We start from the raw sequence: 21357 nt of genomic DNA, 5'->3' as shown, positions 1-21357 counted from the left end.
GGGGTATCGACCGGTTCACGATGTCGACGGTGGTGGACCTGCCGCAGGGCATCGACGAGGCGGGTCTCGTTGCCACGCTGGGTGCGGTCGTCGACCGCCACGACATGCTCCGCTCCCGACTGGTCCCGGGCGGATTCGACATCACCGCGCCCGGCACGGTGGACATCGCCGGACTCGTACAGCGGGTGCCGTGCGACGGCCGCTGGGACGAGGAGTGGCTGCGGCGGGCGGCCGGGGAACTGGACACCGCCACCGGCAAGTTGAACCCCTCCGACGGGGTGATGGCGCAGTTCGTGTGGTTCGACGCGGGCGCCGGGCACGCGGGCCGACTGATGGTGGTGCTGCACCACTTCGTGATCGACGGTGTCTCCTGGCGCATCCTGCTGCCCGACTTCGCTGCGGCCTGGGAGCAGGTGCGGGCCGGGAAGACTCCGGTCCTCGCGGAGGTGGGAACCTCGGTGCGGCGCTGGTCGCACGCCCTGGTCGAGGAGGCTGCCGGGTCGGCGCGGGCGGCGGAACTGCCGCTGTGGCGCTCCCAGGTGGAGGGGCCGGACCCGTTGCTCGGCTCCCGCCCGCTCGACCCCGCCATCGACGTGGGCTCCACGGTGCGGCGGCTCACGGTGCACCTGCCCGCCCCGGTGACCGAGACCCTGCTGACCACCCTGCCCGCGGCCTTCCACGGCGGCGTCAACGACGGACTCCTCACCGCCCTCGCCCTGGCGGTCGCGCGCTGGCGGGACGCCCGGGGCGTCGACGAGCGGTCGCTGCTGGTCAAGCTGGAGGGCCACGGCCGCGAGGAGACCGCGGCCCCGGGTGCGGACCTGTCGCGCACGGTGGGCTGGTTCACCAGCATCTTCCCCGTACGCCTCGACGTCGCCGGACTCGACCTGGACGACGCGCTCGACGGCGGCACGGCCGCCGGGACCGCCGTCAAGGCGGTCAAGGAACAACTCCAGGCCATCCCGGACAAGGGCATCGGCTACGGCCTGCTGCGCTACCTCAACCCGGACACCGCGGAGGTCCTCCGCCGGCACGACACCGGCCAGATCTCCTTCAACTACCTGGGCCGGTTCTCCACCACGGACATGCCGGAACACCTCCGCGGCCTGGGCTGGACCTCGGCCCCCGGTACGGACGAGCTGATCGCGGCCCCCGCCGACATGCCCGCCATGGCCTCCTTGGAGATCAACGCCGTGGTGAGCGACACCGCGGACGGGCCGCGGCTGACCGCCGTGTTCGGCGCACCGGAGGGCGTGCTGTCGCCGGTGGAGGTGCAGGAGCTGGCCGACCTCTGGGTGAACGCCCTGGAAGGCCTGGCCCGGCACGCGGCCGCGGACGACGCGGGCGGCCTGACCCCCTCGGACATCTCCCTGATACCGGTCCGGCAGAGCGAGATCGAGGCCTGGGAGCGGCAGTACCCGGGGGTGACCGACATCTGGCCGCTGACCCCGCTGCAGTCCGGGCTGCTGTTCCAGTCCCTGCTGGCGGGTGCCGCGTACGACCCCTACCACGTACAGGTGCAGTACCACGTGTCGGGCGTCGTGGACCCGGCCCGGATGCGCGCGGCGGGCCAGGCCCTGCTCGACCGGTACGCCAACCTGCGCACCGCCTTCGCCACCCGCGCCTCCGGCGACCGCGTGCAGCTCGTGCTCGAGGACGTCGCGCTGCCGTGGCACGAAGCCGATCTGCGCGACCTCGGCGCGGACGAGCGTGCCGAGGAGCTGGCCCGCTTCCTGGCGGCGGACCAGGCCGCCCGGTTCGACCCGGCCACGCCGCCGCTGCTGCGGCTGTCGCTGGTCCTGACCGGCCCCGAGGCGGCCGAGCTCGTCCTGACCTCGCACCACGCGCTGCTCGACGGCTGGTCGCTGGGGCTGCTGATGCAGGATCTGCTGCGGCTCTACCACTCCGGCACGGACGACTCGGTGCTGCCCCGCCTGCGGGGCGGGTACCGGGACTTCCTGGCCTGGCTGTCCGACCAGGACGACGAGGCCTCGGCGCGCGCCTGGGCGACCGCACTCGACGGGGTCGACGAACCCACCCTGGTGGCGCCCCAGGACACCGGGTCCGCCGAGGCCCCGGGGCAGGCCGCGGAGCTGGCGGTGCCGCTGCCGCTGGACACCTCCCGCGAACTGTCCCGGCGGGCCGCTGAACTGGGCGTCACTCTCAACACCCTGGTGCAGGGCGCCTGGGCGGTGGTGGTGGGCTGCCTGACCGGCCGCTCGGACGTGGTGTTCGGCACCACCGTGTCGGGCCGTCCGCCCGCGATACCGGGTGTGGAGGACATGGTCGGCCTCTTCATCAACACCCTGCCGGTACGGGTGCGCATGTCTCCGTGGGACAGCCTCGGGAAGGTGCTCACCGACCTGCAGAACAGCCAGGCCGACCTGCTCGACCACCACCACTACGGCCTCGCCGGCATCCAGCGGGCCGTGTCGATGAGCACCCTGTTCGACACCGTCACCGTCTTCGAGTCCTACCCGGTCGACAGCGGCAGCATCGCCGGGACGGAGGCCACCGGCGGGCTCGCGGTCGACGCCGCGAGGACGGAGAACGGCACGCACTACTCGCTGGGCATCGCGGCCGTGGCCGACCCCGACCTGCGGCTCGTCATGCAGTACCAGCCGGACCTGTTCGAGCGGTCGGAGGCCGACCGAGTGGTCGGCCAACTCGTCCGCGTCCTCCAGCAGTTGGCGGACGACCCGCACGTGCCCGTCGGACGGGTGACGATGACGTCGACCGCGGCGGCGGCGCCGGAGCCGACCGCGCCCGAGCTGACCATTCCGGAGCTGTTCGCGCGGCAGGTCGCCGCGCGCCCGGACGCGACCGCGGTGACCTCCGAGGGGACCACCCTCACGTACGGCGAACTCGACCGCAGGGTCGACCAGTTGGCGTACGCGCTCACCCAACGCGGCATCGGCCCGGAGTCGGTGGTGGCGGTGGCGCTGCGCCGCTCGCCGGAGCTCGCGGTGACGATTCTCGCCGTCGCACGGGCGGGCGCGGCGTATCTGCCGATCGACGTCGCCTACCCGGCCGAGCGGATCGCGTACACGATCGAGGACAGCGGTGCCCGCCTGGCCGTGACGGACGCCACGACCACCACGGTGCTGGCCGGACACGGCCTCGACGAGCTGCGCGTCGACCAGCTGCCCGCCGACCCGACCGGGACGCCCGACCTGCCCGACGTGGGCCTGGACCACACCGCGTACGTCATCTACACCTCGGGTTCGACGGGCCGTCCCAAGGGCGTGGCCGTCACCCACCGCGGGGTCGCCGCCGTGGTGGAGGCGCACGTGGAGCGGCTCGCCGTCACCCCGGACAGCCGGATGCTGCAGCACGCCTCGCCGAGCTTCGACGTCTCGCTCGCCGAACTGTTCACGGCCCTGCTGTCCGGGGCGAGCGTGGTGCTCGCGGACCGGGAGCGGCTTGCCGCGGGCGCGCCGCTGGCCGAGACGATCGCCGCACACGGGGTCACGCACGCGATGATCCCGCCCGCGCTGCTCGCCGCGATGCCCGCCGATTCCCTGGCCACCGTGGTCTCCCTGGTGGTCGGGGGCGAGATGACACCGCCGGAGCTGGTGGCCGCGTTCGCTCCGGGCCGCCGGATGGTGAACATCTACGGGCCCACGGAGACCACGATCTGCGCCACCATGAGCGCCCCGCTGGTGGCCGACGGGAGCCCGCTCAGCATCGGACGGGCCATCGTGAACACCCAGGTGCACGTCCTCGACGCGGCCCTGCGGCCGGTGCCCACGGGGGTGCCGGGCGAGCTGTACATCGCGGGTTCGGGCCTGGCGCGCGGCTATGTCGGCAGGCAGGCGCTGACCGCGGAGCGCTTCGTGGCCAGCCCGTTCGGCGGACCCGGCGAGCGCATGTACCGGACCGGCGACGTCGTACGCCAGACCCCGACGGGCGACCTGCTGTTCCTCGGCCGTGTCGACGACCAGGTCAAGATCCGCGGCTTCCGGATCGAGCTCGGCGAGATCGACGCGGCGCTGCGCGCGCACCCCGAGGTCGAGCGGGCCGCGACGGTGGTGGACGACAGGCCGGGCGACCGGCGCCTGGTGGCGTACGTGGTGCCCGTCGGCGAGCCGACCGACGCGCGCGCCACGGCCACGGACGAGGAGTTGCTGGCCCGGCTGCGCGACCACTTGCGGGAGCGGCTGCCGAACCACATGGTGCCGTCCGCGGTGATGCTCATCGACAAGCTGCCGGTGACGCCGAACGGAAAGCTCGACAAGAAGATGCTCCCCGCCCCGGACTACGCGGGCGGATCGACGGGCCGCGCCCCGCGGACGGCCCGGGAGGAGGGCCTCTGCCGGCTGTTCGGCGAGGTGCTGGGGCTGGACCGGGTCGGGATCGACGACAGCTTCTTCACGCTCGGTGGGCACTCCCTGCTGGTCACCCGGCTGATGGCGAGCGTGCGCACCGAGTACGGGGTGGACCTGCCGATCCGGGTGGTGTTCGAGTCGCCGACGGTGGCCGAACTCGCCTCCTGCCTCGACCGGTTGGAGGCGGGCGGCGGCTCGTACGAGTCCGCGGACCCCTTCGCGCCGCTGCTGCCCATCAGGACCGGTACGGCCGCCAGGGAACCGCTGTGGTTCGTCCAGTCCGGCGGCGGTACCTGCTGGCCCTACCTGGGGTTCGCCGCCCGGCTGCCGCGTGACCGGGAGATCTACGGTCTCCAGGCCAAGGGCTTCCACCGGGGGACGCCGCTGCCCGGGTCGATCGAGGACATGGTCGCCGACTACGTCGCCGAACTCCTCGCCGTCCAGCCCGAGGGGCCGTACCACCTCGTCGGCTATTCGATCGGCGGCACCCTCGCCCACGCCATCGCCGCGGAGTTGCAGCGGCGCGGCCACGAGGTGGCTCTCCTCGCCCTGCTCGACAGCGTGCCGAGCGCCGATCTGGCGGGCGGTGACGAGCCGCCGAGCGGGGACGAGTTCCGCACCTACTTCCGTGAGCAGCTGTCCGGCCTCGCGGGCGTCGGAAGCGCCGACAACACCGATAGCGCCGACAACGCCGAGCAGTACGAGGAGTTCGTGGAGAACGCCGTATCCGTCTTCGCCAACCAGGCGCGGCTGATGGCGGGCTTCACCTCCCCGGTCTACCGCGGCGACGTCCTGTTCTTCCGGGCGGTGCCCAAGCCGGAGGAGTCGTTCACGGAGCGATGGCTGCCGTTCGTCCAGGGGGAGATCCGCCAGCACGACATAGAGACCACGCACGACGAGATGTATCTGCCAGGACCTGCCGCCGACATCTGCAGGATCCTCAGCCGCGAGCTCGCCGGGGACGGCCCGGGCGAGCGGCGTACAGGAAAGAGCGAGGGAGACCAATCGTGACGAGCGTTGTAGAGCGGTGGAACATCCACCCCGGTCACCAGTGGCTGCGCGGTGTCCGGCCCGACCAGACGGTGCGGCTCGACGAGGAGACGGGCGTCTGGCACGTCTACGGCTACCAGGAGGTCTTCGAGGTCCTCACCAGCCCGAAGACGTTCTCCTCCAAGACCGCGCACCTCTTCTCGGTGCAGGTGGACGACGTGTACAGCCAGGGCGACATGTCGCAGCTGGACCCGCCGGAGCAGACCAGGTACCGCAAGCTGGTCAGCCACGGGTTCACGCCGCGGGTCATCGCCGAACTGGAGTCCCGGATCGGCAAGATCACCGAGGACCTGCTCGACGAAGCGACGGGGAAGGGCCAGATCGACCTGGTCGCGGACCTGGCGTATCCGCTGCCGGTCATCGTCATCTCCGAACTCCTCGGCATCCCGGCCAGTGACCGCGAGTTCTTCAAGAACATCGCGTTCGCGGTCATCGAGGGCACCACCGGGGCCGCGCTGATCAGCGGCGGAGACGACGCGCAGGCGCAGGCCGACGCCGCCGTCGAGCGGGTCAAGGCGCTGGTGGACTACATGCGCGAGCAGGTGCTCGACCGCCGCCGTACGCCCCGCGAGGACCTGATCAGCCGCCTGGTCGCGGCGGAGCAGGACGGCACGCGCCTGACGGACCAAGAGATCATCAACATCGCCAACATCCTGCTGTTCACCGGGCACATCACGACCACGATGCTGCTCGGCAACACGCTGGTCTGCCTGGACAACGACCCCGAGCAGTTCGCCCGGGTGCGGGCGGACCGGTCCTTGGTGCCGGGTGCGCTGGAGGAGGGGCTGCGCGTCCTCACGCCGTCCGCGGCGCTCACCCGGCGGTCGGCCACCGAGGTGAAGCTCGGCGGGCAGGTCATTCCCGAGGAGAAGGTGGTCATGATCTGGCCGGGGGCGGCCAACCGCGACCCCGCCAAGTTCCGTGACCCGGACGTGTATGACGTGACCCGCGACCCCAATCCGCACCTGAGCTTCGGCCACGGCGTGCACTTCTGCATCGGCGCCCCGCTGGCCCGCGCGGAGGGCCGGATCGCCATGAACATCCTGCTCGACCGCTATGCCGAGCTGGGCACCGACCCGGACAACCCGCCCTCGTTCTTCCCCTCGCCGGACATGATCGGCGCCAAGTCGCTGCCCCTGCGCGTCCGTTAGCACGTGCGGTACCGGGAATTCGGATCACCCGCCCGCTCGCATCACCTGCCTCACTCGCATCATTCGTTCAACAGGAGAATCGATGACCAACATCGCTGACCGCTGGGGTCTCAACGACGAGTTCTTCTGGCTGCGCGACAAGCAGCCCGACGAGCTGGTCTCGTTCGACGAGAAGCTCGGCGTATGGAACGTGTACGGATATCCCGAGACCGTGGAAATCCTCAATGACCACGAGACCTTCTCGTCCGACGCGGTCCGGCTGCTGCCCGACGCCGCGGCCGGCGCGCAGTACTACGAGGGCGACCTCTCGGGGATGACGGGGGCGGAGCACGCGAGCCTGCGCAAGCAGGCCGACCGCATGTTCAAGCCGTCGGCGCTCGCCAAGCTGGAGGCGCGGCTGGAGAAGGACGCCGGCGACCTGCTGGACGCCGTGGAGGGCAAGGACAGCTTCGAGCTGATCGCCGACTTCGCGGAGCCGCTGTCCGGAAACCTCTTCTGCGACATGCTGGGCGTCCCGAGCAGTGAGCGGGAGCTCTTCAAACTGGTGGACAAGGGCCTCGACAGCGAGGTCAAGGTCTCCACGGTCGACCAGGGCGGCGAGGGCTACGTCGAAGCCCAGATCAAGCACATCCAGCCCCTGCGCGACTATCTCCTGGAGCACATCGCCGACCGCCGGAAGAACCCGGGCGAGGACCTGCTCAGCGTCATCGTCAACATGAAGCGCCACGACGGCACGCAGTTGAGCGACAACGAGTCCGTGAACTTCACGATGGTCATGCTCGGCGCCGGCTACCTCACCGGCACCGTGCTCATCGGCGACACGATGCTGGTCCTCGACCACCTCCCGGAAGAAGCCGCGCGGGTGCGCGCGGACCGCTCGCTCATACCGGGCATGATCGAGGAGGCGCTCCGGTGGTTCACCCCGACCGCGGCGACCTATCGGGCCACCAGCCGCGAGGTGGAGTTCGCCGGGAAGACCATCCCCGCCGACCAGTACGTGGTGGCGTGGCTCGCGGCGGCCAACCGTGACCCGCGGCAGTTCAGCAACCCGAACGTGTTCGACCTCAAGCGTTCGCCCAACCCTCAGCTCGCCTTCGGCCGCGGCACCCACTACTGCCTGGGCGCCCACCTGGCCCGGATGCAGGGCCGGATCGCGTTCAACGCCCTGATGGACCGCTTCCCGAACCTGAGCGCCGACCCGGACAACCCGCCGAAGTTCTTCCCCTCGCCCGAGATGCTCGGCATGCACTCCATGCCGGTGCTCACCAACTGAGCAGCCCGCAGGGACAAGTGATAAGTCCCGGCACGGACGGGACTTATCACTTCCTTTTTCTCTCCCCGCTGACGCCCCTTCTCCCCGATGACGCCCCTGACCTCGGAGCCGGACAGTGAATCACGCGCTTTCCCCAGTCACCGCCGAATGGCCCATGGTGCTGCTGCCGACGGACCGGCGGCGCCAAGCGGGCGTACCGACCCGGAGCCCGGCCACGGCCCGGGCCGAACTGCGCGTACCGCCGACCCAGGACGTGCTCCTCGCCGGCTTCGCCGCACTCCTCTTCCGCTACACCGGCGAGGACCAGATCAGCTTCGACCGCACGGATGCCGACGGCCGCACCGAACAGGTGCGCCTGCTGGGCGTCGGTGAGTCGACACTGGACGAGCTGGCCCACCGCTGGACGGCCGATCTGCTCCCGCAGGCCGGACCCGCGTCCACCGGCATCCGCTTCGCGGCTCCCGGCGACGCCGCCGCGAGCCTCGCGCACGAGCTCCAACTCGTCGTCCGCGAGGACACCGAGGGCCGCCACGCCCTGGAACTCCACTACGACGGCGGGCTCTTCGACGCGACCACGGCCGCGCGGCTGCTCGACCACTACCGGACCCTCGTCGAGGACGGGACGGCCCACCCCGACCGGCCCGTGGCCCGACTGCGGCTGCTGACCGGCGTGGAGCTGCGCCGCATGCTCGTGGAGTGGAACCAGACCGGGACCGACCTGCCGAACGACGTCTGCCTGCACGCGGCGTTCGAGATCCAGGCGGACCGGGCGCCCGATGCCGTCGCCGTGGTGCGCGGCACCGAGCGCCGGACGTACGGGCAGATCAACCGCGAGGCCAACCGTCTGGCCCACCGTCTGATCGCCCTCGGCGTCGGTCCGGACGTGCGCGTGGGGCTGTGCCTCGACCGCTCGCCCGAACTGCTCGTCGCGGTGCTCGGCATCCTCAAGGCGGGCGGTTCCTACGTACCGCTCGATCCCGAGTACCCCGGCCAGCGCATCGCCACCATGGTCCACGGCACGTCCTGCGCCGTCATGGTCAGCCGTTCGGACCTGACGGCGAACTTGCCCGGGACGAGCCCGGAGGAGAGCCGGCCGCTGGTCCTGCTCGACCGCGACGCCGACGCCCTCGCCGCCCAGCCCGAGCACAACCCCGGCCCCACCTCAGGACCCGACGACCTCTGCTACATCCTGCACAGCTCCGGCTCCACCGGCGCGCCCAAGCCGATCGCGCTGCGCCACCGCGGCGTGATGAACACCCTCGCCGACCTCAACTCCAGGTTCGGGGTCGGCCCGGGAGACGCGGTCCTCTCCCTGTCCTCGCCGAGCTTCGACCTGTCGGTCTACGAGTTCCTGGGCCTCACCACGGCCGGCGGCACCGTCGTGCTCCCCGACCCGGCCCGGACGAAGGACCCCGCCCACTGGGCCGAACTGATCGTCGCCGAGAACCTCACGATCTGGCACTCGGCCCCGGCACTGCTGACCCTGCTGACCGACCACCTCGAACAGACCGGCGCCGCGCCGATACCCGGCCTGCGCCTTTCGATGCTCGGCGGTGACTGGGTGCCCGTCACGCTGTGCGACCGGCTCCGCGTGTTCGCGCCCGAGCTGCGCTTCATCGTGATGGGCGGGGCCACCGAGGCGTCCATCCACTCGACGATCTACGACGTCGAGGTGACCGATCCGGAGTGGGCGAGCATCCCCTACGGCCGTCCGCTCGCCAACCAGCGGGCGTACATCCTCGACGACGCGCTCCAGCCGGTGGCGCCGGGCGTGACCGGGGAGCTGTGCGTGGCCGGCGTCAGCCTCGCCCGCGAGTACCTCGGCCAGCCGGAGCGCACCGCCGAACGGTTCCTCGACTGGTCGCACGCGGATGTGGCCGGTGAACGCATCTACCGCACCGGGGACATGGCCCGGTTCGCCCCGGACGGCATGATCGAGATGCTCGGCCGGCGCGACTTCCAGGTCAAGGTCAACGGGCTGCGCGTGGAGCTCGGCGAGATCGAGGTCGTCCTGCGTGCCCACGAGGGCATCCGGCAGACGGCCGTGGTCGCCCGCGACGGCAGGCTCATCGCCTATGTGGTCCCCGGGGAGGACCAAGAGGTTCCGGCGGCGTCGAAGCTGCGGGACTTCCTGGCCGAGCGGCTGCCGGAGTTCATGGTTCCCAAGGCGTTCGTCGTGCTGGACAAGCTGCCGATCACACCGAACGGCAAGCTGGACCGCAAGGGCCTGCCCGAGCCCGGCTTCGCCGGTGCCACGTACCGGGCGCCGCGGTCGGCCGAGGAGGAGACCCTGGCCGGCGTCTTCGCGGAGGTCCTCGGCCGGGAACGGGTCGGCATCGACGATGACTTCGTGGGCATGGGCGGGGACAGCATCCGCTCCATCCAGGTCGTGATCCGCGCCCGGGCCCGGGGCATCGAGATCACCACCCGCCAGATCTTCGAGTCGAGGACCATCGCCGAACTGGCCCTCGCCGCGACCACGGCGGATCCGACGACATACGCCGCCGAGGACACGTCCGAGCCGATGCTCACGGCGGACCGCGACGACGTCGACAGCTGGACCCGGCGCTACGGGCAGCTCGCCGACGTGTGGCCGCTGACCCCGATGCAGTCCGGGATGCTGTTCGAGTCCATGCTGTCCGACACCGGCCCGGACACCTACCAGATGCAGACCCTGTACCACCTGTCCGGTCGCGTCGACGCCGCCCGGCTGCGGGCGGCGGGCCAGGCGGTCCTGGAGCGGCACCCCAATCTGCGGGCCGCCTTCGTCACCGACTCCACCGACAACCTCGTGCAGGTCATCGTGAACGGCGTCGAACTGCCGTGGCGCGAGATCGACCTGAGCGACCTGCCGGAGGCGGCGCGCGACGAGGAGCTGCGACGGTTCCTCGGCGAGGACCGCGCCGCGCGCTTCGACCGGGCCGAGCCGCCGCTGCTCCGCATGGCCCTGGTCCGGCTCGGCCCCGAACGTGCCGAACTGGTCCTCACCACCCACCACGTGCTCCTCGACGGCTGGTCGGAGCAGGTGCTCGCCCAGGATCTGCTCCGCCTCTACGCGGCGGCGGACCCGTCGGCACTCGAACCGGCCCGCGGTTTCCGGGACTTCCTGGCGTGGCTGTCGCGCCAGGACCACGAGGAGAGCTCCCGGGCCTGGGCCGCGGAGCTCGCCGGACTGGACGGGCCGACCACGCTCGTCCCCGGCGAGGCGCAGCCCGCGGCCGTCGGTGACGTGTCCGTCACCCTGACGCCGGACGAGTCCCGGCAGTGGGCGCGCTGCTGCGCCGAACTGGGAGTCACGGCCGGCACGTTGGTGCACGGCGCCTGGGCTCTCGTGCTCAGCGCCCTGACCGGGCGGCAGGACGTCGTCTTCGGCTCCACCGTCGCGGGCAGGCCGAGCACCCTGGCCGGGGTGGAGTCGATGGTCGGGATCTTCATCAACACCCTGCCGGTACGGGTCCGGTGCACTCCCGGCGGCACGGTCACCGAGCTGCTGACCGATCTGCAGAAGCGGCAGACCGCCCTGCTCGATCACCATCACCACAGCCTGGCCGAGATCCAGCGGGCCACCGGACTGGCCGCCCTGTTCGACACGTTGGTGGTGATCCAGTCCTACCCGCCGAGGGACGACGGGTCGGCGGTGGAGGCCGGGGTCGAGATCACCGGCGTCGACTCGGCCGCCGCCGTGAACTACCCGCTGACCCTGATCGCCGAAGGCGACCGGTTCACCGTCCAGTACCACGCCGACCTGGTGGACAAGGGCACGGCCGAGGCCGTCGCCGCCCGCTTCCACTCGGTCCTGAACCAGCTCGCCGGGGACGCCGGCCGACGGGTCGGCACGGTGGACGTGCTGCTGCCGGGCGAACGCGATCAGCTGCTCGCGGCCCCCGCGGGCGCCCCGTCCGTCTCGCAGGACACACCCGTCACGCTCTTCGAGCACCGGGCGGCGGCGACCCCCGAGGCGATCGCGGTGGCGGACGCGGCGGCGGAACTGACGTACCGGGAGCTGGACGTCCGGGCCGACCGCCTCGCGGCCGAACTGGTCGGCCGCGGCGCGGGACCCGAGACCGTCGTCGCCCTCGCGCTGCCCCGCTCGGTGGGCCTGGCCGTCGCGCTGGTGGGGACGGCCAAATCCGGGGCCGCCTTCCTGCCGGTCGACCCCGCCCGGCAGGACGTCGCCGGGGCGGATCTGGTCCTGACGCTCGCGGACCTCGACCTTCCGGAGCCGACCGGCACCGGCGGGTCGCGCCCGGCCGCGCCGGACCCGCGGCACCTGGCCTGTGTGCGCGGCCCCGGCGGCAGCTCCGGCGGCATCGCGCTGAGCCACCGCGCACTGGCCGACGCGGTGCGGCGTTTCGCGGCCGGGGCGGGGCTGCTGCCCGGGACCAGGCTGCTCGCGGCTTCGCCCCACGAGGACGAGGTGGCCTTCGAGATCCTCGCCGCGTTGTGCGCCGGAGCCCGCGTCGAGGTGACCCCGCACGCCGCGGACCTGATCCAGGACGGTTGGGCGGGTGACGTCATCAGCACGTCCGCCCCGTTCTTCGCCGAGGCGCTGGACCGGTGTGCGAAGACGGTCCGGACGAACACCGTGGCCCTCACCGGGGACGTACTGGGCGGATCGTTCGCGGACCGGATCCGCGACCGGATCCCCGGCGTGCGGACGGTCGACGTCTACCGTCCGGCCGGGACGGCCGGCGGCGCTCCGCTGGACACCACGAAGGCCTATGTCCTCAGCCCGGCGCTCCGCCCCGTACCGCCGGGCGTGACCGGGGAGTTGTACCTCGCCGGCGAGGTGCCCCGGGGCTACCACGCCGACGGGGCGCCGACCGCACAGCGGTTGGTCGCCGACCCCTACGGTCCGGCCGGGTCCAGGATGCACCGCACCGGTGATCTGGCCAGGTGGGACGGTGCCGGCCGGGTGGAGTTCGCCGGACACGGGGGCGCCCGGGCGACGATCGACGGGCACCAGGTCAGGACGGGCGACGTCGAAGCCGTGCTGGCGGCGCACCCGGCGGTGTCCCGGACCGTGGTCGCCGTCCGGGAGGGCGACCGGCTGGTGGGCTACGTCGTGCCCGCGCCGGGCGGCGGCGCCGACGGCGAGGAGCTGCGGGAGTACGTGGCCCGGCTGCTGCCGGCCCACATGGTGCCCGCCGTCATCGTGACGCTGGACGAGCTGCCGTCCGGTGCGTCGGCCGATCTGGAGGCCCTGCCCGACCCCGGCGCCGCGGCTGCCGACGGCGGCGGCTACCGCGGCGGCCGTACCAGCCAGGAGGAGGCGTTGTGTGAGCTGTTCGCCGATGTCCTGGGCCTCGACCGGGTCGGCATCGACGACGACTTCTTCAAGCTCGGTGGCAATTCGCTCCTGGCGACCCGGCTCATCGGCCGGCTGCGCCGTTCCCTGGGGGTCGAGGTGTCGATCAGGACGATCTTCGAGCACCCGACCATCGCCCGGCTCTCCGGCCACATCCCGGCCGAGCCGAAGAAGAGCCGACCGCGTCTGCGCAGGATGACGCAGTAGTCAGGAGGAGGGAAGCGGCGGGCCGCAGGCAGTGCGCGGCGGCCCGCCACCACAAAGCGCCGGGCAGGTCTCCCTGCCCGGCGCTTCGGGTTGTCCGACGGCGGGTCTCACTCCAGCGGCGCGACCAGTTCGCCCGTCGCCACCCGGTGGACGCGGATCGCCTCGGTGGGGCACATGTCGGCCGCTTCGAAGAGTTCCTCGGAGGCCGTGGTGGTCGCGTGCAGCGCCATCGCCCGGCCGTCCGGGCCCAGGGCGAGGTCCCGCCCCGCGACCGACACGCACACGCCGGAGCCCGCGCAGTGCAGCTTCTCCACCCGGATGACCAGTTCGTCGGAGCCGGTGCGGGCAGGGGCGGCGGCGTCCCCCAGTACCTCGGGCGACTGGTGGTGCTCAACGGACATCCGTCCTCCTGGCGATTGGCTGGTTCTACCGTGACGCCGCACGAGCGGGTCCGGGGCGTAACGCCGCCTGCTCGGTGCGGCGGCGGGGAGGTGCGTCGGTCGGCGCGCGCGGAGGCCGCTTCGGCTGTCGCGTCCGCGTAGGCGCCACAACGGCGCCTCGCGCCCCTGTGGCCGACCCACACACTGGATTCCCATCATCCCTCGGCCCCGGCGCCGAAGCCAGAAGAAGAGGGGTGAAGCGGAGCGAAGAGGGACGGGAAAGCCGGGGAAGGGCAGGGCGGCCGGGCGGCGTCATCGTGGCGCCGCGGCCGCGGAACCGTCCCGTCGACGGGACGGGTGGGGAGCGGAATGACCCACTGGAGCCAGCCTAAAGCCCGTGTGACCTGGACGAAAGCTTGCAATGGCGCCATGATGGTGCGAACATGGCGCCATGGAACTCATGCGGTACGTCGACAACCTGCGGCAAGAGCTCGTGGTCGCCGCCGAGGCGAGTGACGAGGAGACGCGCGAGCTCACCGAGCGCCTCATCGCGCCGCTGTCCTCCGCCGCGCGCCTGACCCTGCTGGACGCGCTGTCGGCCGCCGCGGACGAGATCACCCGTGATCTGGCTCCCGGGTCGGTCGAGATCCGGCTGCGGGGCCTCGACCCGACGTTCGTCGTGACGCTGCCTTCCATGGACCAGGCCTTCGACGACGAGCCCGACGACCGGCGGTCGCGCAACGGCCTGGCGCCCGTGCTCCCCTCGCTGCCGAAGGTCGCGGCGAGCGGGGACGAGGGGGCGACGTCCCGCATCAACTTCCGGCCGCCGGAGCAGCTCAAGGCCCGGATCGAGGAGGCCGCCGAGCGGGACCGGCTGTCGGTCAACGCCTGGCTGGTACGGGCGGCGTCCACGATGCTCGAGTTCGACGACCGCGCACAACGCTCCGACCAGCGCCCGCCGCGAGGCAACCAGCGCTACACCGGCTGGGTGAACTGACCGGTCTCCCGCGCCGGGCGACGCAGCCCCCCGTCCCACCTGCCAGCGGCGATGCTCAGCCGGTCCATCAAGAAGGGCAGTCATGCCTGTTTTCCAGACGCCACACCCGATTTCCGCAACGATCGAGATCGCGGACGGGGGCGTCCGTGTCGAGGCCGGCGAACGGAGCGAAACCCTCGTCGAGGTCCGCCCGAGCGACCCGGAGAACGAGGCGGACGTGAAGGCCGCCGAGGGCACCCGGGTGGAGCACGCGGGCGGCAGGCTCCTGGTCAAGGCACCGCAGCGAGGCCTCTTCGGCAAGAACGGCGCCGTCGACGTCACGATCGAACTGCCCGCGGGTTCGGACATCAGGGGCAGCGCGCGCAAGGCGCCGTTCCGCGGCAGCGGTCGGCTGGGGCAGTGCCGGTTCAAGACGTCCACCGGCGACATCCAGCTGGAGCAGACGGGCTCGCTCGTCCTCAGCACGTCCTTCGGGGACGTCACGGTGGAGCAGGTGGCGGGTTCGGCCGAGGTGGCGACCGGATCGGGCGCGGTGCGGATCGGAGCCCTGGAGGGCTCGGCGACGATCAAGAACTCCAACGGCGACAGCTGGGTGGGCGAGGCGGCCGCGAGCCTTCGGGTGTACGCGGCCAACGGCGCGATCTCCGTCGACAAGGTGTACGAGGCGGTGGAGGCGAAGACCGCCAACGGCGCCATCCGGGTCGGCGAGGCCGTGCGCGGCACGGTCGTGCTCGGCACCGCGATCGGCCAGTTGGACATCGGCATCCGCCCCGGCACCGCCGCGCTGCTCGACGTGCGCACCAAGTCGGGCAGCGTCCGCAACCTCATGACGGCCGCGGACGGTCCGGGGACGAGCGACGAGGAAGTCGAAGTGCACGCCGTCACCGCGGTCGGTGACGTCGTGATCCGGCGCGCCGGACCCTGACGCGCGCCGCGGGTGCGGGGCACGACGATCCGGCATCGGTGGGCGGCGCGCGCCGCCGCGCAGCGCGCGGCCGAGCAGCCGCGGGCCCCTCGGGCCGAGGTCAGATCAGCGGCGGCCGCCCGAGGCGCGTCATCCGCCACACCGTCGCCCACCGCATCGGCCTGCGCTCGCCCCCCGACGTACGGAAGCCCTCGACGAAGCCGCCCGCCCAGGCGCGCAGGCCGCCCGCGGAGCGGGTGCGGGCCAGGGTGAGGAGGGTCCAGACCGTCAGATAGAGGGGGATGAGGGGGAGGGGGAGGCGGCGGCGGGCCAGCCAGACGCGGTTGCGGGCGGTCATGCGGTGGTAGACGGCGTGCCGGGCGGGGGACGTCTTCGGGTGCTGGAGCAGCAGCGAGGGCTCGTACAGGACCTTCCAGTCCGCGTCGAGCGCGCGCCAGGCCAGGTCCGTCTCCTCGTGCGTGAAGAAGAAGTCCGCGGGCCAGTCGCCGGTCTGCGCCAGCATCTTCATGGAGAAGGCGTGCGCGCCGCCGAGGAAGGACGTGACGAGGCCGCCGCGCATGGGGTCCTTGGCGCGCAGCCGAGGCACGTGGCGGCGCTGCGTCTCGCCGTGCTCGTCGGCGATGCGGAAGCCGACGATGCCGAGCCCCGGGTCGGCGGCGAACAGCCGCTGGACCGTGCGGAAGGCGTCCGGGTCGACGAGCAGGCCGTCGTCGTCCAGCTCGATGGCCACGTCCACGTCGCCGAACTCGCGCAGCCGGGCCAGGGCGACGTTGCGGCCGCCGGGGCAGCCCAGGTTCTCGTCGAGCTCGATCGCCGTGACCTCGCTGGGGTAGGCGGGGAAGTCCGGCAGCGGGGTGCCGTTGCCGACGATGACCAGGCGGGTCGGGGCGACGTCCTGCTTGGCCACGGCCGCCAGGAGCGCGTCGACGTCTTTCGGGCGGTTGCCCATGGTCACGATGGCCACACCCAGGCGCGGTTCGGACAAGGCGGGCCTCCAGGGCGGGGCGGATCGGGTCGGGCACGGGGTCGGGAGCGCGGGTCGTGCGGGGCGCTCCCGGGTGCCGCCGTACGGCCGGTACGGCGGCGCGGTCATATGGTCTGACGTTCGCGATGGTAGCCGTTCACTGTTGTGTTTCATTCGGGACGTGGGTCGTTCATGTCCGGGGATGTGGCCGGGTTCACCCCGCTGGGGGCCGGGCGGGGCCCGCCGTGGCCTGTTTTGGCTGTGACATGTCAAAAATCATGAGGATGTGTCTTGTTCTCTCAAGGGGCCTGTGTCTCAATGGCCCCGACCCAATTCGCTGACTGACCGTCAGGAATGGCGGGCGCGTCGCTCCTCGGGCAAGCGGGCAGCGGGCAGCCGGACACCGGCGGCGGTCGGCGGGGCAGGCACCCCACACTCCCCCCATTGAAGGCAGGCCCCCCATGAGGCATGGCAGATTCGCCCTCGGCTCGGCCCTCGGCGCCGGCGCGCTCGCCGTCAGCGCCCTGGTCCTCGCTCCGACCGCGGGCGCGGTGGAGCCGCAGGAGGCGACCATAGGCTTCGACTGCGGTTCGTTCGGCTCGGGCTCGGCGACGCTCAAGGCGACGCAGGACGGCACCGCGGCCACCATCGACGTGTCGACGTCGGCCATCACCGCGCCGATCGACGTCGGCGCGGGCGCCGTCAACTCCACGCTCACCCTCACCAAGAACGGCTCCGGCACCACGACGTTCAGCGGCAACTCCAACCCGGCGATCCCCGCGGGCAGCCCCGTCTCCACCGGCCCGCTGAGCGGCACCGTCGCCGCGGGCGACAGCCTGGAGGGCAAGTCGCTGACGATCGTCGTCTTCGGCATCACGGTGACCTGCAACGCCACGTCCGCGCAGGCGCCCGGCCCGTTCAAGTTCTGATCAAGTCCTGGGCCCGGGTACCGGGCGCGTACGTACGGTAACGGGGGGTGCCGCGGTCCGGACGGCGGGCCGCGGCACCCTTCCGCGTACCGGAGCGGCCGCCGCGCGCGGCACCGGGGGAAATCCCGTTGCCGCCCCCACCCGGGCCCCTTACCGTGCCGATCATGCTGCCCCCCGTGGACACCGACGAGGAGTGGGACGCCGTCGTCCCCGACGAAGCCGTCATGCGGCCCGCCGTCGAGGACCTGAGCGCCCGCCTCGGCCTCGCGGGCGCGCCCCTCACGCGCTACGACGAGGGCTCGCAGCCCGTCTACGCGGTGGGGGAGCGGCACGTGCTCAAGCTCTTCCCCGGCGCCGCGGCGGACGACGGCGCCACCGAGGCGCGGGTACTCGGCCACGTGCAAGGGCAACTGCCCGTCCCCACCCCGGAGTTGCACGACTTCGGCGCGTACGTCAACGGCTGGACCTACGTCCTGATGTCCCGGCTGCCCGGCACCGGCCTGCACCTCGCCTGGCCCCGGATCCCGACGGCCGACCGGGACCGGGTCGTGGCGCGGGCGGGCGAGGCGCTCGCCGCACTGCACGCGCTCGGGCACGCGCCGCTCGCGGACGTCCTCGGGCCCGGCGACTGGCGGGAGTTCACCGCCCGGCAGCGCGCTGGCGCCGTCGACCGGCAGCGCGGGCGGGGGCTGCCGGAGAGCTGGGCCGAGCAGATCCCCGGCTTCCTGGACGCCGTCCCGCTGCCCGCCCCGCCCCGGACCGCGCTGCTGCACACGGAGTTCATGCGCCAGCACCTGCTCGTGGACCCGGCCGACGGCCACCGGCTCACCGGCCTCTTCGACTTCGAACCCGCGATGATCGGCGACCCGGCCTACGACTTCGTGGGCGTCGGCCTCTTCGTCACGCGCGGGGAGCCGGGACTGCTCACCAGGTTCACGGCCGCGTACGGCCGCACCTTCGAGCCGCGCCTGCTCCTCGCGTACACGCTGCTGCACGTGTACAGCAATCTGCCCTGGTACCTGCGCGAGCTGCCCGCCCCGCCCGAACCGGCGCTCGACGCGCTCGCCGAGGCGTGGTTCGGGCACTGACGGGCGTACCGCCCGGCGCCGCTCAGTCCGTGGCCACCGGTACCAGGGTGAGATACGCGAGGCCGAGCACCTGGCGGTAGCCGCGCAGGAACGTCGCGCGGTGGCGGTCGGCGCGCTCGCGCAGTGCCGCCGCCTCCGGGTGGCCCGGGTGCGAGGCCAGCCACTCCTCGGTGTCGGCCAGATATCCGGCCTCGAACTCCTCCCACTCCGCCGCGCTCGCCGTCTCCACCCACAGCGGGCGGAAACCGGCGGCGACCGCCGCGTCGGTCAGATCGCCCAGGTGGAGAAGCTCGTCGGGGCTTGCCTCCGGCCACATCGCGGCCAGCTCGGTGTCCGTGGGCGGGCGCTGCCAGAAGCTCTCGCCGAGTACGACCCGTCCGCCCGGGGCGACCAGGCGGCGCAGGGCGCGCAGCGCGTCGGCGGTGTACGGGGGCGGGGCGTCGGCCGGGCACAGGGCGTGGGCGGAGCCGAGGCACAGGACGACGTCGGCGGGGCCGCGCGCGGTGTCCGTCGCGGACTCCTCGACGAACGCGACCCGACCGCCGAGCCCGCGCGCCCGGGCCGAGGCGCGGCCCCGCTCCAGGTCCGCGCCGTTGAGGTCGACGCCCACGCCGGTGGACCCGGGGGCCGCCTCCAGAACGCGCAGCAGCACCTCGCCCCAGCCGCTGCCGAGGTCGAGGACGGTGCCGCCGGACGCGCGCAGGAGAGGCTCGGCGGCCCGGCGGACGATGCGGTCGGCGCGCGCCTCCGACAGGGGGCCGTGGAAGGTGAGCCGGGTGAGACGGGGCGGGGAGGCGTCGGCGTCGGTCACGTGGGGGGTGGTGCCGTGGGGGCTCGCGTGGGTGCCGGTGGTGCCTGCGTCAGTGCTGGAGGTCATGGCGGGTGACGCTAACCCGTCAAGGGGTGGAGCGCTCCTGGATTTCGGCTGCTCCGGGGCGTACGTACGCGGCGGACGTGGGCGCGGGTGCGGGTGCGGGACCGGAGGGTGGCGACGACGGCGACGGCGGCGACGACGTGGAGCGGGCGGCCACCGCGCGCAGCCGGGCGTCGAGCGCGTGCTCCGGCGTCGGGGTGAGCGTGCGCAGGGCCACCAGCGCCGTGATGACCACGTCGCACAGCTCCGACTCCACGTCGTCCCAGGTGTGGGTGGTGCCCTTGCGCGGGTTCTGGCCGGTGGCGCCCACGACGGCCTGCGCCACCTCGCCGACCTCCTCCGACAGCTTCAGCATCCGCAGCAGCAGGGTCTCGCGGGCCGGGTGCCGGTTGTGGGACTCCAGCCAGCCGTGCAGCCGGTCCACGGTCTCCCACAGGTCGAGGGGCACGGGGTCGGCGGCGGGGGGCCGCGCCGCCGCGTCGGGCGCGGGCGGTACGGGCGGTGCGGGTGTCGGATCGGGCATGGGGTGCAGCCTGCCACGGCCGCGAGGGCGGGCGTGCCCGGGTGGCGGAGCGGTGGGCCCGGTGCGAGCGTGGGCGCATGAGCATTCAGACAAACCGGCTCAGCGACCCCACGGTCCGGGCCTTCGTCACCGCGGTGAACGCCAACGACCAGTCCGCCTTCCAGGCCGTACTCACACCGGACGCGACCATGTCCGACGACGGCTCCGACCGGGACATCGCCGACTGGACCGACCGCGAGATCTTCTCCTCCAACGGTCACATGGACGTCGAGTCGGAGTCGGACGGCGGGCGCACGCTCCTGGTCAGCTACCGCAACGACACCTGGGGCGAGATGCGCACGAAGTGGCGGTTCGTCGTGACCGGCGAGAAGGTGTCCCGGTTCGAGACGGGCCAGGCCTGACCCCGGTTCGATAAGGGCCGGGCCTGGCCCCGCTTCGAGAGGGGCCGGGCCTGGCCGACGGGCCCCGGCGGGGGTCACTCCGACGGGATGCGTACCGCCGCCCCCGCCACCCGCACCCGCGTGTCCCCGTCCCGCAGCGTCACCGTGAGCACTCCGGGGCGCCCCATGTCCACGCCCTGGTGGAGGGTCAGCTCCGCCGTGGCCGGGACCAGGCCGAGTTCGCGGGCGTACGCGCCGAAGGCGGCCGCCGCCGCGCCCGTCGCCGGGTCCTCGACGACACCGCCGACCGGGAACGGGTCGCGGGCGTGGAAGACCGTGCCGGACTCCTGCTCCCGCCACACCAGCTGGACGGTCGTCAGGTCGAGGCGCAGCATCAGGGTCTTCAGGCGGTCGAAGTCGTACGCGAGGTCGGCGAGGCGGGCGCGGGTGGCGGCCGCGAGGACCAGGTGCCGGGCGCCCGCGAAGGCGATGCGGGGCGGCAGGCCGGGGTCGAGTTCGTCGGCGCGCCAGCCGAGCGCGGCGAGTGCCTCGTCGATGTCGGCCGGGGCGGCCTCCTCGACGTGCGGCGCCACACTCGTCAGCGTCGCCCGCAGCGTCCCGCCGGACTCGGTGACGCTCACCGGCACGGTTCTGGCGGGGGTGGCGAACACGAAGTCGCCGGGTCCGTCGCGCTCCGCGAGGGCGACGGCCGTCGCGACGGTGGCGTGCCCGCAGAAGGGGACCTCGGCCAGCGGGCTGAAGTAGCGCACGGTGAACGAGCGGTCGTCGCCGTCGGGGCCCGGGGTGAGGAACGCCGACTCGCTGTAGCCGACTTCGGCGGCGACGGCGAGCATCGCCTTGTCGTCGAGGCCGCGCGCGTCCAGGACGACACCGGCGGGGTTGCCGCCCGCCGGGTCGGTGGCGAAGGCGGTGTAGCGCAGCACGTCGGGGCGGTCCGGGGCGGGTTCACTGTGGCTCAT

Annotated in this window: 14 protein-coding genes; 9 read left to right on the top strand and 5 right to left on the bottom strand. The window is 72.8% G+C overall.

All coding sequences use genetic code 11. The annotated features are described in order from the left end of the window. The first annotated feature begins 20 nt into the window (after window positions 1-20). From IE274_RS19315 to IE274_RS19300, 4 genes are all read left to right on the top strand, one after another. Window positions 21-5339 carry a non-ribosomal peptide synthetase gene (locus tag IE274_RS19315; protein ID WP_190117021.1) on the top strand — a complete coding sequence of 1773 codons (5319 nt, stop codon included), beginning with the start codon at window positions 21-23 and terminating at the stop codon, window positions 5337-5339. After that, window positions 5336-6529 carry a cytochrome P450 gene (locus IE274_RS19310; RefSeq protein WP_190117020.1) on the top strand — a complete coding sequence of 398 codons (1194 nt, stop codon included), beginning with the start codon at window positions 5336-5338 and terminating at the stop codon, window positions 6527-6529. The genes IE274_RS19315 and IE274_RS19310 overlap by 4 nt, the downstream gene beginning before the upstream one ends. An 82-nt stretch (window positions 6530-6611) precedes the next feature. After that, complete coding sequence (locus tag IE274_RS19305) at window positions 6612-7802, top strand: cytochrome P450 (RefSeq protein ID WP_190117019.1); 1191 nt, start codon at window positions 6612-6614, stop codon at window positions 7800-7802. Between the two features lie 115 nt (window positions 7803-7917). Then, the gene (locus IE274_RS19300; protein ID WP_190117018.1) at window positions 7918-13317 is read left to right on the top strand and encodes a non-ribosomal peptide synthetase; all 5400 of its coding nucleotides are present in this window, start codon (window positions 7918-7920) and stop codon (window positions 13315-13317) included. 107 nt (window positions 13318-13424) lie between these two features. Here IE274_RS19300 and IE274_RS19295 read toward each other — a convergent pair whose 3' ends face one another. Further along, on the bottom strand, window positions 13425-13718 hold the full coding sequence (locus IE274_RS19295) for a ferredoxin (RefSeq protein ID WP_190117017.1): 294 nt from the start codon (window positions 13716-13718) through the stop codon (window positions 13425-13427). Window positions 13719-14148: 430 nt separating this feature from the next. Here IE274_RS19295 and IE274_RS19290 point away from each other — a divergent pair, with 430 nt between their 5' ends. After that, the gene (locus IE274_RS19290; RefSeq protein ID WP_190117016.1) at window positions 14149-14694 is read left to right on the top strand and encodes a hypothetical protein; all 546 of its coding nucleotides are present in this window, start codon (window positions 14149-14151) and stop codon (window positions 14692-14694) included. Window positions 14695-14776: 82 nt separating this feature from the next. Further along, window positions 14777-15619, top strand: a complete 843-nt coding sequence (locus IE274_RS19285; RefSeq protein ID WP_190117015.1) for a DUF4097 family beta strand repeat-containing protein — start codon at window positions 14777-14779, stop codon at window positions 15617-15619. Between the two features lie 100 nt (window positions 15620-15719). Here IE274_RS19285 and IE274_RS19280 read toward each other — a convergent pair whose 3' ends face one another. Beyond that, entirely contained in the window at window positions 15720-16604 is an 885-nt protein-coding gene (locus IE274_RS19280) for a glycosyltransferase family 2 protein (protein WP_190117014.1), read from the bottom strand. 440 nt (window positions 16605-17044) lie between these two features. Here IE274_RS19280 and IE274_RS19275 point away from each other — a divergent pair, with 440 nt between their 5' ends. Further along, complete coding sequence (locus IE274_RS19275; protein ID WP_190117013.1) at window positions 17045-17512, top strand: hypothetical protein; 468 nt, start codon at window positions 17045-17047, stop codon at window positions 17510-17512. Window positions 17513-17676: 164 nt separating this feature from the next. After that, window positions 17677-18600, top strand: coding sequence for a phosphotransferase family protein (locus IE274_RS19270; RefSeq protein ID WP_190117012.1), 924 nt, complete (start codon window positions 17677-17679; stop codon window positions 18598-18600). Window positions 18601-18622: 22 nt separating this feature from the next. Here the strand turns inward: IE274_RS19270 and IE274_RS19265 are convergent, their stop codons facing one another. Together IE274_RS19265 and IE274_RS19260 are read right to left on the bottom strand one after the other, a co-directional pair. Beyond that, entirely contained in the window at window positions 18623-19477 is an 855-nt protein-coding gene (locus IE274_RS19265) for an SAM-dependent methyltransferase (protein WP_190117011.1), read from the bottom strand. Window positions 19478-19496: 19 nt separating this feature from the next. Further along, window positions 19497-19997 carry a MazG-like family protein gene (locus tag IE274_RS19260; RefSeq protein WP_229909640.1) on the bottom strand — a complete coding sequence of 167 codons (501 nt, stop codon included), beginning with the start codon at window positions 19995-19997 and terminating at the stop codon, window positions 19497-19499. A gap of 77 nt (window positions 19998-20074) precedes the next feature. Between IE274_RS19260 and IE274_RS19255 the strand changes: the two genes are divergently transcribed. Beyond that, window positions 20075-20398 carry a nuclear transport factor 2 family protein gene (locus IE274_RS19255; RefSeq protein WP_190117010.1) on the top strand — a complete coding sequence of 108 codons (324 nt, stop codon included), beginning with the start codon at window positions 20075-20077 and terminating at the stop codon, window positions 20396-20398. A gap of 74 nt (window positions 20399-20472) precedes the next feature. On the opposite strand, the gene IE274_RS19250 is transcribed toward IE274_RS19255, so the two are convergent. Further along, the gene (locus IE274_RS19250; protein WP_190117009.1) at window positions 20473-21357 is read right to left on the bottom strand and encodes a PhzF family phenazine biosynthesis protein; all 885 of its coding nucleotides are present in this window, start codon (window positions 21355-21357) and stop codon (window positions 20473-20475) included.

This window comes from Streptomyces flavofungini, assembly GCF_014650815.1.
GTDB classification, from domain to species: domain Bacteria; phylum Actinomycetota; class Actinomycetes; order Streptomycetales; family Streptomycetaceae; genus Streptomyces; species Streptomyces flavofungini.
Note: the sequence above shows the minus strand (reverse complement) of the source record. Positions and strands in the feature narration are given on the sequence as shown.

Excerpts from the sequence above, each read along its gene's own strand:
- IE274_RS19290 (WP_190117016.1), top strand. The coding sequence starts at position 14,149 with ATGGAACTCATGCGGTACGTCGACAACCTGCGGCAAGAGCTCGTGGTC.
- IE274_RS19275 (WP_190117013.1), top strand. The coding sequence starts at position 17,045 with ATGAGGCATGGCAGATTCGCCCTCGGCTCGGCCCTCGGCGCCGGCGCG.
- IE274_RS19295 (WP_190117017.1), bottom strand. The coding sequence starts at position 13,718 with ATGTCCGTTGAGCACCACCAGTCGCCCGAGGTACTGGGGGACGCCGCC.
- IE274_RS19255 (WP_190117010.1), top strand. The coding sequence starts at position 20,075 with ATGAGCATTCAGACAAACCGGCTCAGCGACCCCACGGTCCGGGCCTTC.
- IE274_RS19260 (WP_229909640.1), bottom strand. The coding sequence starts at position 19,997 with ATGCCCGATCCGACACCCGCACCGCCCGTACCGCCCGCGCCCGACGCG.
- IE274_RS19265 (WP_190117011.1), bottom strand. The coding sequence starts at position 19,477 with ATGACCTCCAGCACTGACGCAGGCACCACCGGCACCCACGCGAGCCCC.
- IE274_RS19285 (WP_190117015.1), top strand. The coding sequence starts at position 14,777 with ATGCCTGTTTTCCAGACGCCACACCCGATTTCCGCAACGATCGAGATC.
- IE274_RS19305 (WP_190117019.1), top strand. The coding sequence starts at position 6,612 with ATGACCAACATCGCTGACCGCTGGGGTCTCAACGACGAGTTCTTCTGG.
- IE274_RS19270 (WP_190117012.1), top strand. The coding sequence starts at position 17,677 with ATGCTGCCCCCCGTGGACACCGACGAGGAGTGGGACGCCGTCGTCCCC.
- IE274_RS19315 (WP_190117021.1), top strand. The coding sequence starts at position 21 with ATGTCGACGGTGGTGGACCTGCCGCAGGGCATCGACGAGGCGGGTCTC.
- IE274_RS19250 (WP_190117009.1), bottom strand. The coding sequence starts at position 21,357 with ATGAGCCACAGTGAACCCGCCCCGGACCGCCCCGACGTGCTGCGCTAC.